This is a genomic window from Imhoffiella purpurea (genome assembly GCF_000585215.1).
In the GTDB taxonomy this organism is placed as follows: Bacteria; Pseudomonadota; Gammaproteobacteria; order Chromatiales; family Chromatiaceae; genus Imhoffiella; species Imhoffiella purpurea.
Genome location: NZ_AONC01000029.1, coordinates 19910 through 33949, shown reverse-complemented (window position 1 = coordinate 33949; position 14040 = coordinate 19910). Strand labels below are relative to the sequence as shown.

10 protein-coding genes are annotated in these 14040 nt (G+C 65.5%); 1 reads left to right on the top strand and 9 read right to left on the bottom strand.

The window, feature by feature from the left end:
• The 9 genes from cas8c to hemP all read right to left on the bottom strand — a co-directional run bounded on the left by cas8c (position 1) and on the right by hemP (position 12096).
• Positions 1 to 1818, bottom strand: a complete 1818-nt coding sequence (cas8c, locus tag D779_RS10195; protein WP_043753350.1) for a type I-C CRISPR-associated protein Cas8c/Csd1 — start codon at positions 1816 to 1818, stop codon at positions 1 to 3.
• Between the two features lie 2 nt (positions 1819 to 1820).
• On the bottom strand, positions 1821 to 2576 hold the full coding sequence (gene cas5c, locus D779_RS10190; protein WP_043753349.1) for a type I-C CRISPR-associated protein Cas5c: 756 nt from the start codon (positions 2574 to 2576) through the stop codon (positions 1821 to 1823).
• Positions 2577 to 2658: 82 nt separating this feature from the next.
• Complete coding sequence (locus tag D779_RS10185; RefSeq protein WP_052348030.1) at positions 2659 to 4959, bottom strand: CRISPR-associated endonuclease Cas3''; 2301 nt, start codon at positions 4957 to 4959, stop codon at positions 2659 to 2661.
• 95 nt (positions 4960 to 5054) lie between these two features.
• The gene (locus tag D779_RS10180; protein ID WP_043753347.1) at positions 5055 to 6065 is read right to left on the bottom strand and encodes an NAD-dependent epimerase; all 1011 of its coding nucleotides are present in this window, start codon (positions 6063 to 6065) and stop codon (positions 5055 to 5057) included.
• Between the two features lie 50 nt (positions 6066 to 6115).
• Positions 6116 to 7408 (bottom strand): Vi polysaccharide biosynthesis UDP-N-acetylglucosamine C-6 dehydrogenase TviB, encoded by a 1293-nt coding sequence (tviB, locus tag D779_RS10175; RefSeq protein ID WP_081763448.1) that lies wholly within the window; start codon positions 7406 to 7408, stop codon positions 6116 to 6118.
• A gap of 36 nt (positions 7409 to 7444) precedes the next feature.
• Positions 7445 to 8764, bottom strand: a complete 1320-nt coding sequence (locus D779_RS10170) for an FGGY-family carbohydrate kinase (protein WP_081763447.1) — start codon at positions 8762 to 8764, stop codon at positions 7445 to 7447.
• 30 nt (positions 8765 to 8794) lie between these two features.
• The gene (locus tag D779_RS10165; protein WP_043753344.1) at positions 8795 to 9709 is read right to left on the bottom strand and encodes a metal ABC transporter solute-binding protein, Zn/Mn family; all 915 of its coding nucleotides are present in this window, start codon (positions 9707 to 9709) and stop codon (positions 8795 to 8797) included.
• Positions 9710 to 9969: 260 nt separating this feature from the next.
• Positions 9970 to 11226: an LbtU family siderophore porin gene (locus D779_RS10160; protein ID WP_332307756.1), complete on the bottom strand. Its 1257-nt coding sequence runs from the start codon at positions 11224 to 11226 to the stop codon at positions 9970 to 9972.
• A 681-nt stretch (positions 11227 to 11907) separates the two neighbouring features.
• Positions 11908 to 12096, bottom strand: coding sequence for a hemin uptake protein HemP (hemP, locus tag D779_RS10155; protein ID WP_043753530.1), 189 nt, complete (start codon positions 12094 to 12096; stop codon positions 11908 to 11910).
• Between the two features lie 460 nt (positions 12097 to 12556).
• Here hemP and D779_RS10150 point away from each other — a divergent pair, with 460 nt between their 5' ends.
• Complete coding sequence (locus tag D779_RS10150) at positions 12557 to 14026, top strand: circularly permuted type 2 ATP-grasp protein (protein WP_043753342.1); 1470 nt, start codon at positions 12557 to 12559, stop codon at positions 14024 to 14026.
• Positions 14027 to 14040 lie beyond the last annotated feature (14 nt).

Sequence of the window (14040 nt, the reverse complement as noted above, 5' to 3'; positions counted from 1 at the left end):
TCAGTCTCCTTGATGCGATCCGCGTCCGATCGTTGCGTCGGGCGATGGATCGGCGTCCGTGGCGGATGCCGTGTCTTCGGCCGGGGTCTTGCGGCTGGCCCGCAAGGCGGCGAGCTGCTGGTAGTAACCCAGGGCAAACAACCCCTGGCCTTCGAGGTCGAGGATGCGGGGCGCGCCGTCGCCGAGCCGGCTCATGACCTCCGCCAACTGCTCCTCGTACCACCATGCAAGTCCAGCGTTGAGTTTGCCCAGATGATTGCGGGCATTCGCGGACAGTCGTCCGAGGATCAGCCCGGGCGTTTGGCTGGCCGCGGTGTAGTAGCGTTGGACGACGCCGGCGCCGACATCCCCGAGCGCGGCCCGTTGCAGATTGGCGAACACCGCGAGCAGGCGCCCGCAGTGATAGGCGGGGGCCGGGTGGTCGGGGTTCAGATAAGCGGTCATGCTGGCGTCACCTCCTGGTGTGCGGCGAACGAAATAAGCCCGAATGAGGCCCATCCTGGCGTGATTGATCGGGGGCTGGTCCTTGTCGATGACCTCCGTGCGAAAACGGGCGAGCGCTTGCGCCATCAGCGATCGAGGAATCGGAAGCCCCTGGAGCGCGACACGCCAGAGTGTCGCGGCGGTCGGGGCGGGCAGATCCTTGAGGTCGCGCACCAGCGCGCCGCAGACGGCCATGAACTTCGGGTCATGGGCGAGTGCGTGACCACCACGGGCCACGATGGCGAGATCGGCGAACCAGGCCGCGATCCGTCCCGCCAAGTCCTCGAAGCGGCCCTCCATCCAGTCGCGCACCATGACGCGCCCGGCTGCTCCGGAGAGGGTCAAGGCGTAGTAGCGGTTGTCGCCCAGATCCGGACGCTCTCCGGAGTGGATGGCGTCGAGCAGGCGGCGAACGGCGCCGAGTGCGGCGGCCTCGGTCTGTTCTTCGGTCTCCATGCCCATCAGGAAGGCCAAGGGATCCTCGGCGGGAGCGATGCTGTCCTTGTACCAGTGGGCCACGATGGTATTGGCCAGCTTGCGGCCGTGATGACGGATCAGGTGATTGAGCCCATCGACATAACGCTGTACCGCCTCTTCGCCCATCGCGGCATTGGCGGACTGGTCAAGGCCGAAGGAGCCGAAGGAGGACTTGTCGAAGCCGACCAGGACGTCGCCCATCGCCAGCCCGCCGACCCCCGACAAGCCGGCGATCTTCGGGTGGGTGGGCAAGGGCGTGACCGTTTTGCCGGTCAGGAGGCAGCGCATGGCGCTCGCCGGGGACGGTCTGCGACCTGAGCCTCGCTCCTTGCTGGGAGCGGCTCGGGATAGATCGGTCCGGCGCCAATCGCGCCACCAGCGCTGAGCATCCTCGTCGTCGCGCGGATCCTGTCCGCCGATCCGCCAGGTGATCCAGTCGGTTGGCTTCGCCTTGTGAGCCGTCAGGGCCGCTCGGATCTCGGCGATGCGCTCCGAATCGGCGAGCAGATCGGCAAGCGGTTTCAAGAGGTCGACCTCGGCGGCGGCCTGCCGCACGAGATCGAGGTAATAGGCATGCCGCTTGGCGGTCTTTTCATCGGGATCCTCGTTGCCCTTGGTCAGCAGGGTGACGTACAGGCAGGACTCGACCAGGAAATGGGCCCGGCCCCCGGCGTTCATGTTGTGCATGTCCGGGCAACGGACCAGCTCCCGGCCGCGCTTGCCATCCCCCAAGGGCAGGGCGCCCAGAAAACGTCCGTCGGCGGCGAGCTCCAGCGACCAGCGAACCTCCCGGGACCTGAAGCCCGGTTCCGATTCGGTCAAGTGGGTGGCGGCATAATCGGCGAGCTGTTGGAGCATCCTCAGATCCCTCCGGGCTTCTTGACGGCGGCACTCTCGAACGGCGGCACCTCCAGGACCCCGCTACGCATGGTCGCCTCGAAGAGGCTGATGAAGGGCGGGTCGCCGTCCCTGACCCTCTCGCGCGACAAGTCGAAGACGTCGTAGAGCATGAGGCCCAGATGTTGGTCGAGCGCGATTGGCGGTGACGCGACCACAGCATCCTCTACGTACTCGAAGAAGGCGGGGAATTCGCGGCACCCGAGGTAGGGCTGCTGAAAGCATTTGCCGGCGCGGGCGCGACGTACGAACTGGCTGTTCATGGCCGCCTGCTCGGCGCGGAACGCGGGTTTGGGAACGATCTGGGCGGTGAGTCGATACCGGACCCGCTTCAGCGCCATGGTCTGGCGCTGGGTGCGTCCCTTCTGGTCGGTGCCCAGCTCGTCCTTGCCGCCGTCGGCCCAGAGCGGCTCGGGATCGGCGCTGCCCTTCATCCATTTGTTGAGGACGGCCGTTCCCGGCACCCGGTCCTTCACCTCGTTACGCCGCAGGGCGATGTAGCGCGGTGGTTCGAGTACCTGGATGCGGACGATCTGCCAATGGAAGTAGGGCCGTACCCAGTCGCCCTCGCGGCGCGCGTCCCAGTAGATGGCGTCGAAGATGCCGCGTGCGGCGGATGGGGTAATGACGGGATAGGAAAAGCGTTCGACCTTCATCTCCGGCCGGGTGAAGCAGGCCAGGTCGCCCCAGACTTCCAGTGTGTGCGTGCCGTTCGTCATGGCTCCTCCTTCAGTGGCCGGCCCAGGCGCGGGTCGCTCGCCCGGACGTGGTTGTCGCTCAGCTCGCCCCGTCGGGCCGGGTTCATCCGATGAGCACCTGTTCCGCCTGGGGCAGGATCAGCCCCAGTCTGTCGTCGTAATGTTCGCCGCGTGGATCTTCCAGGATGAACCATTCATCCTGTTGGCGGTTCGTCCTGCCGCTGCGGCGCAGCTTGGCGGGGATCAGGATGCCCCAGGCGGGATGGTCCGCGCGTGGGCGATAGAGACTGACGGCCAGACCCTGGGCACGGCGCATCCAGGTACCGCCGATGCCGTCCGTTTCCGCCTCGGCTTGCAACGCCTCGAACTCTTCCATTCGCTCGCTCCAGGGCACCAGAACCTGGATGGCGTCCTGGTCGATGAGGCGATAGAGACGGGCGATCTCAGGGAAGTCGCGGGCCTCGATGGCCTCGTGGAACGCCGGGTTCTGACCGGCGGGTTGGCTCAGGTCGTAGAGCTGGCGGTAATAGTGCCGAAACGCGGCCGGGTCGTTGATGTCGATGGTCCCCAGGTCCAGGAGGATGCGGCGCGTGACCTCGGCTGCCTGGAAATAGGCATGGGTCGGATAGCGTCGCCGCCAGTCGCCCGATTCCTCGGGGTCGAAGACCCGGACCTCGCCCGGCTCGTCCAGGCGTCCTTCCCGATTGCACCGTCCCGCCGCCTGAGCGATTGCCTCCAGCGGTCCGAAGGCGCGGAGAACGCGGGGGAAGTCGAGATCCACGCCGGCCTCGACGCACTGTGTGGAAATCAGGCGGCAGGGCTCTCCGCGTCCGAGCCGGTCACGAATGCGGTTCAGCACGGCACGCCGGTGCATGGGGCAGAGATTCGTCGACAGATGGAAGACGTCCGGCGTCTCGGCCAGCGCGTCCAGCAGCGCCATGGCGTGACGCTTGAGATTGACGACGACGAGGGCTTGCGGGATCTCCTCCAGCTCCGCTGCGAGATCGCCCCAGCCGAGCTTCTCGCCTGGATTCGGCCAGGTCACCTCGACGCGCTTGAGGGTGGCGAACAGGGCTGGATGGTCCGGCACCGCCTCGACGGGCTGCCAGCCAGGCGCGGCGTACCGGCTGACGGCCTCGTGCAGCGAGTCGAAGGCGGGCTGGGTCGCGGTGGCGAAGACGACGCTGGAGCGATAGGCCGCCGAGAGGTGCGACAGGGCGGCCAGGGTGGGCACCGCCAGTTGCGCGGGCAGGCCCTGGGCCTCGTCGAAGAGAATCACGGACTCCATGAGGTTGTGCAGCTTGCGGCAGGCGGACGGCCGATTGGAAAAGAGCGATTCCAGCAGCTGCACATTGGTGGTGATGACGATGGGGGCGTCCCAGTTCTCGGCGAGCAGGCGCCGCTCGCGCTCCTGCGGCGGCTGGGCGTCGCCGGACGCCGTCTCTGGGCCGAGACCGGCCAGGCCGTGATGCTCCAGGACGAAATTCTCGGGGAAGTCCGCGAAGACGGTGCGATAGATCTGGGCGGTCTGCTCGATGATGGTGAGGAAGGGCACGGCCAGGACGATGCGCTCGAGTCCATGACGCCGCGCATGCTCCAGGGCGAGCTTGAGCATGGCCAACGTCTTGCCCGAGCCGGTCGGGGCGGTGAGCGTGAAGCAGCCCGTTGGTGCCAGGGCGGCGTCGGCGCAGGCCTGCCACAGGGTCTCGCGTGCCTCGCGCACCGCCGGTCGTATCTGGCGCCCGGAACGGATGCCATGGTCCATGTAGCGGTCGAGTGCGCGCAGGGCCGCTGCCGGATCCAGGGTTGGCCCGGGTCCGCGAAACCGCTTGCCGTTGGCGTCGCCCTCGAAGTGCGCCTCCGTGTCGAGGAAATCGGCATCGACCAGACAGGAGAAGAGCAGACGCACGTCGAGCATGGCGGCGACCGCTCTGTCCCAGCGCGTGACGGCCTTGGCCGATGGTGGGCGGTATCTGATGCCATCGGCGTCGGCGCGCGCGATCAGCTGGTCCAGGTCGGGGTCGGAGAGCGCGAGGCCGAATGGATGCTGGCGAGTCAGCCTTCCGGGCTCCAGGCCCAGGAGTCCGCCCCGGTCGCCTCGCTGCAGTCCGATGTGGTGGCCTTGGATGGCCAATGCGGCGGCGACGGCCTGATACCCTGACAGTGCGAGCCAGGCGCCCATGGACCAGTGGTCGAGCCCGGAGTCCTGCCCCTGCAAGCGGCGCTGGAAACGCTCGCCGTACTTGCCGAGATCGTGCAGCTCGCCGGCAAGCCCGGCCTCATCCCGCCAAGGGGCGGAGCCGGCGAAGCTTCGGGCGAGTCGGCCTGCGGACGTCAGATGCTCGTTCAGCCGATGCCATGTCCCGAAAGCGTTCGCGCTGTGGGCGTGAAAGCGGTTGTCCATCTCACGGCGCTCTCCATGTGCGCGACCCCGAGCGTGGCTCGCGGCGCGAACGCTTGGCGGTCAGAAGGGCTTCCTCGTCGGAAGCTCGGTGCCCGTCAACTCTTCCGATAGAACTCCAGATACCAATCGACGAACCGCTGGACGCCGACGGCGACCGGGGTGCTCGGCCGGTAGTCCACGTCGCTCACCAAATCCTTGACGTCGGCAAAGGTGTCCGGGACGTCGCCCGGCTGCAGCGGCAGCATCTCCATCTCGGCCTTGCGGCCGAGGCTCTGCTCCAGCAGCCGGATGTATTCCATCAACTCGACGGGCGCGTTGTTGCCGATGTTGTAGACCTGGTAGGGCGCCTGGCTGGTGGCCGGATCGGGTGCCGCGCCCGACCAGTCCGGATTGCCTCGGGGGACGCGGTCCAGCACCCGGATCACGCCCTCGACGATGTCGTCGATATAGGTGAAGTCGCGCCGGTGTTTGCCGTAGTTGAAGACCTGGATCGGCTCGCCGGCTAGGATGGCGCGGGTGAACTTGAACAGCGCCATGTCGGGGCGGCCCCAGGGGCCGTAGACGGTGAAGAAGCGCAGCCCGGTGGTCGGCAGCCGGTAGAGATGGCTGTAGGTGTGCGCCATCAGCTCGTTGGCCTTCTTGCTCGCGGCATAGAGGCTCAGCGGATGGTCGACGTTGTGATGGACCGAGAAGGGCATCTCGGTGTTGGCGCCGTAGACCGAGCTGCTGGAGGCGTAGACCAGATGCTCGACGCCGTTGTGCCGGCAGGCCTCCAGGATGTTGGCGAATCCGACCAGATTGGTGCGGACGTAGGCCATGGGGTTCTCGATCGAATAGCGCACCCCGGCCTGGGCCGCCAGGTTGACCACGCGGTCCGGCTTCTCGGCGGCGAACAGCTCGCTCAGCGCCTGGCCGTCCTCGATGTCGAGCCGGACGTCGGTGAAGCCGGGATGATCCTGGGTGCGGGCGAGACGGGCCAGCTTGAGGCCGACGTCATAGTAGTCGTTGAGGTTGTCGACCCCGACGACCTGATCGCCCCGTTCCAGTAGGCGCAGCGACAGGGCCGATCCGATGAATCCGGCGCTGCCGGTCACGAGGACTTTCATTGAGACTCCGTTGATGTGGATCGCGAAGGATGTGGCCGATGCACGAAGGATCAGAGACGTCCGTCGACCGCCTCGCGAGGGAAGAGCTGTTTGACGTCGTAGAGTATCGCATCCGGCTTGCCGAGGGCGCGGATCCGCTCGACGCCCATCTCGGCGAACTGGCGGTGGGCGACGGCCAGGACGATGGCGTCGTAGCTCGCCTCCCGGGGCTCGGCGATCGGCCGGATCCCGTATTCGTGCTCGGCCTCGGCCGGGTTGGCCCAGGGGTCGTGGACGTCGCAGGCGATGCCGTAGTCTCCCAGCTCGGCGAGGATGTCGATCACCCGGGTGTTGCGCAGGTCCGGGCAGTTCTCCTTGAAGGTCAGCCCCAGGATCAGCACCTTGCAGTCGCGCTTGAGACAGCCTCGGCGCGTCATCAGCTTGATCACCTGCCCGGCGACATAGGCGCCCATGCTGTCGTTGAGACGCCGTCCGGCGAGGATGATCTCCGGGTGGTAGCCGATCTGTTGCGCCTTGTGGGTCAGATAGTAGGGGTCGACGCCGATGCAGTGTCCGCCGACCAGCCCGGGGCGGAAGGGCAGGAAGTTCCACTTGGTTCCCGCCGCCTCGAGCACCTCCTGGGTGTCGATCCCCAGCCGGTTGAAGATGAGCGCCAGCTCGTTGATGAGGGCGATGTTGAGGTCGCGCTGGGTGTTCTCGATCACCTTGGCCGCCTCTGCGACGCGAATGCTGCTCGCCAGATGGGTGCCGGCGGTGATGATGGAGCGGTAGAGTGCGTCCACGAAACGCGCGGTCTCCGGCGTCGAGCCGGATGTGACCTTTTTGATGGTTGGCAGACGGTGCTCGCGGTCGCCCGGATTGATGCGTTCCGGGCTGTAGCCGGCGAAGAAGTCCCGGTTGTAGACCAGTCCGGAGACCCCCTCGATGATGGGGATGCAGACCTCTTCGGTCGCCCCCGGATAGACGGTCGATTCGAAGATGACGACGTCGCCTGGGGCGACGAGGCTGCCGAGCGTGCGGCTGGCCGATTCGAGCGGTCCGAGATCGGGCTGTCGGTGCTCGTTGATGGGGGTGGGAACGGTGACGATGTAGCAGTTGCAGTCCGCCAGGTCCCGCGGATCCCGGGTGTAGGCGAGTTGGCTGGCCTTGGCCAGATCGGCCGGGTCGACCTCCAGCGAGGAATCCCGCCCGGCGCGCAGCTCGTCCACCCGCGCCTGGCTGATGTCGAGGCCGATCGTCGGATAGCCTTTACCGAATTCGACGGCGAGGGGAAGCCCCACGTAACCTAGACCGATGACCCCGATTCTGACCCGGTCCAGGTCCAGAGTGAATGAAACCGCCACGCCTTCGTCTCCTGATTGACTGCTGGTCGAGCGATTCTAGGTGGGATCCGGGTGACTGGCCAGTGTCGTCGAGGTCATGGTCTCGCGTGCGAGCCGGGCCATGCCGAAGGCTGCCTCCTGGTGCTCGGCCGCGATCACCGGGATGCCGAGCCGGCGGGCGCGCAGGCGGGTCCAGACGGTGTTCCGGGCGCCGCCGCCGACACTGAGGACCCGGGTCGGCGCCGGTGCGCCCAGCTCGGCGAGACGCGCGTATCCCTCGGCCTCGATCACGGCGATGCCTTCGAGGAGGCCGTGGAGGAATCGTGCCGGATCCGATGGCCGGGGCTCCAGACGGGGTTCCAGCTTCGGGTCATGGTGCGGGAAACGCTCGCCCGGTCCGGGAAGCGGGTAGTAGTCCAGGCCCGAATCCGTTTCGGGGTCGATCCGGCGGCTGAGTTCGGCGATTTCGCGATCGTCGAAGAACCGGCGCAGCACTCGGCCGCCGCTGTTCGAGGCGCCGCCGACCAGCCAGTGATCGCCGAAGCGATGGCTGTAGATGCCGTAGCGGCTTGAACCGACCGGACGCTCGGAGACAACCTTGATCACCAGCGTGCTGCCGAGTGAGGTTACGGCGTCTCCGGGGCATGCGGCGCCGGCGGCCATGACCGCAGCGGTGCTGTCGGTGGTGCCCGCGAGCACCAGCGTCGTGGGCGGGAATCCGATCCTCGCGGCGACGGCCGGGTCCAGCGAAGCGATTGGCGCTCCGGGCGCCAGGACACGAGGCAGCCCGACAGTGCCTGGAATGCAGGTCCGGACCCAGTCGGGCCAGTGCAGTCGCCGCGTCTCGTATCCGAGCTTGAGCGCGTTGTTCCAGTCGCTGAGCCCGTAGCGGCCGGTCAGGCGGCCGGTGATCCAGTCCGACTGATGCAGGGCGAGCGTTTCGCCCTCGGGCGCGAGTCCTTCGGCGAGTGAAATGGCCTTGGCGAGGCTCGACCCAGGGCCACGGGCCGGCGAGTCGGCGGGCGCAAGCCGGGCGATGCGGTCGGCGGCCTCGCTGGCGCTGCGGTCGTCGTACATGAGCGCCGGTCCGATCGGCCGTCCGTCGGCATCGGCGAGCAGTAATGTGCCAGAGGTGGCGTCCAGGCCGATGGCGATCGGCGGCTGACCCTGCAATTGACGGGCTAAGGCGCTCAGGACCTCCTGCACCGACTGCCACCAGCACTCAGGATCCTGCTCGACCGAGCCGGGTCGCGGCCGTACCGGTTCCGGCATGGCGACGCGCGCCTCGGCGATCTGGATGCCTTGGTCGTCGATCGCCAGCGCCCGGCAGCCGGACGTGCCGATGTCGAGTCCGACGAATGAACCTGGCCGTTTCATCGTCCTCATCCCTGGTCGGCCGCCAGCCGCTTACCGCTGGGCGTCGGCGATGACCCGGGCGACATGCCTCAGGTTGGCGAAATAGTCCGGTGCCAGGTTGTCGATGGACTCGACCCGTCCGTCGATGGCGTTGGCGACCTGCTCCGCCGCGCGGCGGCTGAACTGGGGCTGTACGAAGATGACTCGGGTGTCTTGGCGGCGTGCCTGATCGATCAGCGCGGCCAGGCTCCTGGCGCCGGGTTCCTTGCCTTCCTTCTCGATCGGGATCTGCGTCAGCCCGTAGGCATCCGCGAAATAGCCCCAGGCGGGGTGGAAGACCATGAAGCGTCGTTGCGAAACCGGGGCGAGGATCTCGCGGATGTCGCGGTCGAGCGCCTTCAGATCCGATTGGAAGCGATCGAGGTTGGCCTTGTATTCCGCGGCGTGGCTCGGATCCATCCGGCTCAGGACGTTTGCGATCGATGCGCCCATGCGCCCGACCAGGAGCGGGCTGGTCCAGACGTGTGGATCCTGTTCGTGCTCGTGCTCGTGCTCGTGCTCGTGCTCGTGCTCGTGCTCGTGCATCTCATCGTGATCATGATGCTCGTCCTCGTCATGATCGTGGTCCTCTAGGGCGCGGTGAGCGAGACCCTCGCTCAAATCCAGGAACCGGATGTCGGGATTGACTCCGCGAATGCGTTCGATCCAGGCGGGCTCGAACGGCATGCCGATGCCGAGATAGAGATCCGCATCGGCCAGCCGGGCCACCTGGCTCGGGGTCGGCTCGAAGGTATGGGGATTGTCGCCCGGCTTCACCAGCGACTCGACCTCGACCTGGTCCCCGCCGATGCGCTCGACGAACGTCTGTTCGGGCAGGATGCTGACGAAGACCTCGAGCGGTTCGGCGGCGAGCGCGAGCGGTGCCGTCAGCCCCAGAACCAATACCAGATGTGTGAATCTGTTCATCCGAATGCCCCCTGATGGTTTGGGCGAACCCGATGGTCGGTGCGCCCGGAGTGGGTCGGAGCATTGGCTCCCGTATCGATGGCAATGTTATGAAATAACGTTCTGGTCGGCAAGAAGCCATGCGTGGCTTCAGGATTGATGTGTCTCTGGGGGGGGGGCTGCCGGGGTATACAGGTAGACGAGAAGACAGCGTCCCTGCTGTCGCCTTTCCGATTGTCCCAGACGCCCTGTCGGCTGGAAGCGAGCGTCTGGGGGCTGGATCAGAACTCGACCGCGAGTTGCGCGATGATGGTATCGGCCGACTTGCCAGTGCCGCCGTCCTTGCCGGAATAGTCCCTGTCGTGAGCCCATTCGAGCGAGAGGGCGGTGCGCTCGTAGACCTCGACCGACCAGCCGAGCATCCAGCGCTCCTTGGGAAGCTCGAGGCCCAGGGCCTCGTCCGTGCCCTGATAGGCGACGGCGGCGACCGATTCGCGCCCCATGACGGAGAAGCTGTAGCCGGCCTCGATGTTCCAGGCCGATGGCTTGGCGCCCGAGTCCTTGTAGCTCAGGCTGACGGGGTCGTAATCGTCCGTGGCCGAGAGATATTCGCCGATGAGGTTGAACGGGCCGAAGCTGGCGGCGGCATTGACGGTCCAGCCGGCGGTGCGGTCGGTCGGATCCACGCTGTAGCCGCTGGTGTCGATGCCGGCCGCGATGGCGTCTTCCTCTGCCGCGACGCGGTTCTCGTTGATGAGATCCTGGAGGCTGTCCGAGTCTCCCAGGTCGTTGATGTAGCCGACTCCGAAGGCCCAGGCCCGGTCATCCTCCTCGTGCGCGTAGCCGAGATTCGCGCCCCAGCTGTCGATCCGGTTCTTGCCCTTGACCTTGTTGTCGCCGTTGAAGGCATAGACGCTTCCCGAGAAATCGCCCTGCGCGAAGCCGATCTGCAACGCGGTTTCACGCGTCTCGCCGATCTCCAGCGTGAGCGGGTCCGACACCAGATTGGTCTCGTAGGCGCCGAATGGGACGTAGATCTGGCCCGCGGTCAGGAACAGCGGGGTGACGTCTGGATTGGCGATGGTGATGTAGCCGGTGTCGACTTCCAGATCGGTGTCGTCCTCCTCGTAGAGGAAGCTGATGCCGGCGAGGACCCAGTCGTTGATCTGAGAGCTGATGCCGAGCTCCACGGTCGCGAGAATGAGATCGCTCTCGGTGTCGCCCTCGAAGGGTGACAGATAGGAGCCCTCGACCTCGATCAAGCCGGAGATCTCGATGTTGCGGAACCAGGCGCTCGGATCGTCCAGGCTGGCGGCGAGGCGGTCCTCCTCCATGCCTTCCTCGACCGCCTTCAGTCGTTCCGGCGAGCCCTTCAGTTGAGCGCGGTGCTCGGCGATCTCCGCCTCCTGGCGCTTGACCTGGGCCGCCAATGACCGGTTCTGGGCCTCCAGCCGTTCCAGTCGGGTCTCGACGCTCTCGGCCTGCGCAGGGGTTTGGCTGGCGAGCGCGAGTGCGATGGCGGCTGGCAGCATCGACATTCTCATGGTTTCGTACTCCATCGGATTTATAACGCGAATCGTTTTTATTTATACTCAAAAACCCGCCAGACTGTAAAGCAATGTCCGCGTCGCGATCTGATGCTACTAATATTTAGTATGTAATACTATCGCTCCGATTGAAATCTCGACCTGTTGCGTCTGATCGCCGTTCGATCACGGAATCAGACCTTGTCGCCCTCGATGCGTCAGCCCTGTTCCTCGATCGCGATCATGCGGGTCGGCGGGCATCAAGCCCCTGGCTTCAGGCGGCGTATCACGGCCTTGGCTTTGCGGAGGATGCGTGCCGCGAGGCTGGGTTTCTCGAGTCGCTTGAGCTGCTGGATTCGCTCGGCCATTGCCAGCAAGGTGTCGGCGATTTGGGGCTCGGTGAGCCGGATGTCTGGACTGGCTAGAGTCGTGGCGATGGCCGGATCCCGTTCCTCCCCCGGCTCGAACAGGCTGGCGACGCCGCCCAGATAGTTGCGGGCAATCTGGGCGTTCGAGCGGCTGAAGCGCTCCAGGATGCGTTGGCGGTCCCCTTCGGGAAGAATGGCCGCGTATGCCCATCTCCGATCGGACCCCTATCGATGGAAAGCGCTCTGCGTCGATCGGACGGCCTGGATGATCGCTTCGTCGATATCGCGCATCGGCGAATATCGCGCGAGGATCCTGGTCGCGGGCCTATTTGGTCAGTATCAGCTTGTTGTTGCGCGTCATACGCAGAAAATACTGATGTCCGGCATGCTCGATCATGAGCAGATTGTCGCCTCCCATGAGGCTGCCGCTGTCGATGCGCCGCATCTGGGCGCCGGGGTTCCTTTCCCGGGTCGTGATGCGGGGACGGCTGTCGGTCGAGGCGAGGGTTTGCATCGTCTTCTCCTTCAATCGAGCCTGGAGGCCGGGTTGATCAATGATTTCTTAATAAGAATCGTTTAGATCTAGATTAGATGCGTTCCGTCAGCCTGTCAATGCGTGGGTTTCCCTTTCTGCGATCCTCCCGTTCCGGTCAATCGAGATGCACCGCCGATTTGGACGCTTCGCAGTCAAGAGGTCTGTCGGTCCTGGGTGTTGTGCCGAGGAAGGCATGCTCGATCGGCGGATCGAGGTCTCGGATCGGATCGGGTAAGGCTTGGCCGGCCTCTTCTTGGGTCAAATGTGCGCTATTTTGGTGCGTTTTCCGCCTCAAGCCCCTAGGCCGATCGAGAGGCCGCGGCCTGTCTCATGCCTCTGGCACGGTGTCGCCCTCGCATGACCGGCGACCCTGGTCGAGGCGTATTTCTTGCATTGGGATAGGTCATCTACTGGCTAGTGACGTAGAGGCCGCCCCGCCATGCTGAAGCAATTCCAATCCGGCGCCAACGGCACGCTCCGCGAGTCTTCCGAAGGACCCCTCATGGCCTATCACGAGTTCTATCGGGACGACTTCTGCCCCCGCGACCACTATCTTCCGATGTGGGAGCATATCCAGTCTGTCGGTCAGCAGATCCTTGCGGCCAAGGTGAAAGAGGCCCACCTGGCCCTGCATACCGAGGGCGTGACCTTCACCCTCTATGCCGGGGAGGAGGGCATCGAGCGGGTCTGGCCGTTCGACATCCTGCCGCGGATCATCACGGCGGGCGAGTGGAATCAGATCGAGGCCGGACTCAAGCAGCGCGTGCGCGCCTTGAATCTGTTCCTCAAGGATATCTATCACGGTCAGCGTATCCTCAAGGATGGGGTGGTTCCGCCCGAGCTCATCTATCGGGGCAAGGATTTCTGCCGCGAGATCATGGACGTGGATCCGCCGCACGACATCTATATCCATATCAGCGGGATCGATCTGATCCGCGACGAGGACGGCCGCTATCTGGTGCTGGAGGACAACCTGCGCACCCCCTCGGGCGTCTCCTACATGATCGAGAACCGGATCGTCGAGCGCCGGATCCTGCCCGAATTCTTCTCGCGCTATCGGGTGCGTCGGGTCGAGCACTTTCCGGACAGGCTGCTTCAGGCGCTGCGCTCGCTCTCGCCGCGTGGCGAGGGCGAGGCCGTGATCGTGGTCCTGACGCCGGGCGTCTTCAATTCCGCCTATTACGAGCACAGCTTCCTGGCCCGGGAGATGGGGGTCGAACTGTCCGAGGGGCGCGACTTGGTCTGCAAGAACGACAAGGTCTATCTCAAGACCACCCAGGGACTGCGCCGGGTGGACGTCGTCTATCGCCGTATCGACGACGCCTATCTGGACCCGCTGCTGTTCCGTTCGGATTCGATCCTCGGGGTCGCCGGTCTCATCAACGCCTGGCGCGCCGGCAACGTGGCGCTGGCCAATGCGCCCGGCACCGGGATCGCCGACGACAAGGCGGTCTATGCCTATGTCCCCGACATCATCCGCTACTATCTCGGCGAGACACCGATCCTGCCCAGTCTTCCGACCTTCCAGATGACGGACCATCAGGACCGCACCTATGTGCTCGAGAACATGCAGCGCATGGTGATCAAGGCGGTCGCCGAGTCCGGCGGCTACGGCATGCTGATGGGGCCTTCCTCGACGACGGGTCAGCGCGAGGAGTTCAGACGTCGCATCGAGTCGAATCCCCGCAACTACATCGCCCAGCCCGTGATCCAGCTGTCGCGTCATGTCTGCTATCTGGACGGCGAACTGGAGTCGCGCCATCTGGATCTGCGTCCCTTCGTCATCTGCGGTCGCGAGATCGAGGTGGTCCCCGGCGGTCTGACCCGGGTGGCCATGACCAAGGGATCCCTGGTGGTGAACTCTTCGCAGGGCGGCGGCAGCAAGGACACCTGGGTCCTGGCCGCCTGATCCGGGTCCAACGT

Excerpts from the sequence above, each read along its gene's own strand:
- cas8c (WP_043753350.1), bottom strand. The coding sequence starts at position 1,818 with ATGCTCCAACAGCTCGCCGATTATGCCGCCACCCACTTGACCGAATCG.
- cas5c (WP_043753349.1), bottom strand. The coding sequence starts at position 2,576 with ATGACGAACGGCACGCACACACTGGAAGTCTGGGGCGACCTGGCCTGC.
- D779_RS10185 (WP_052348030.1), bottom strand. The coding sequence starts at position 4,959 with ATGGACAACCGCTTTCACGCCCACAGCGCGAACGCTTTCGGGACATGG.
- D779_RS10180 (WP_043753347.1), bottom strand. The coding sequence starts at position 6,065 with ATGAAAGTCCTCGTGACCGGCAGCGCCGGATTCATCGGATCGGCCCTG.
- D779_RS10170 (WP_081763447.1), bottom strand. The coding sequence starts at position 8,764 with ATGAAACGGCCAGGTTCATTCGTCGGACTCGACATCGGCACGTCCGGC.
- D779_RS10165 (WP_043753344.1), bottom strand. The coding sequence starts at position 9,709 with ATGAACAGATTCACACATCTGGTATTGGTTCTGGGGCTGACGGCACCG.
- D779_RS10160 (WP_332307756.1), bottom strand. The coding sequence starts at position 11,226 with ATGTCGATGCTGCCAGCCGCCATCGCACTCGCGCTCGCCAGCCAAACC.
- hemP (WP_043753530.1), bottom strand. The coding sequence starts at position 12,096 with ATGCAAACCCTCGCCTCGACCGACAGCCGTCCCCGCATCACGACCCGG.
- D779_RS10150 (WP_043753342.1), top strand. The coding sequence starts at position 12,557 with ATGCTGAAGCAATTCCAATCCGGCGCCAACGGCACGCTCCGCGAGTCT.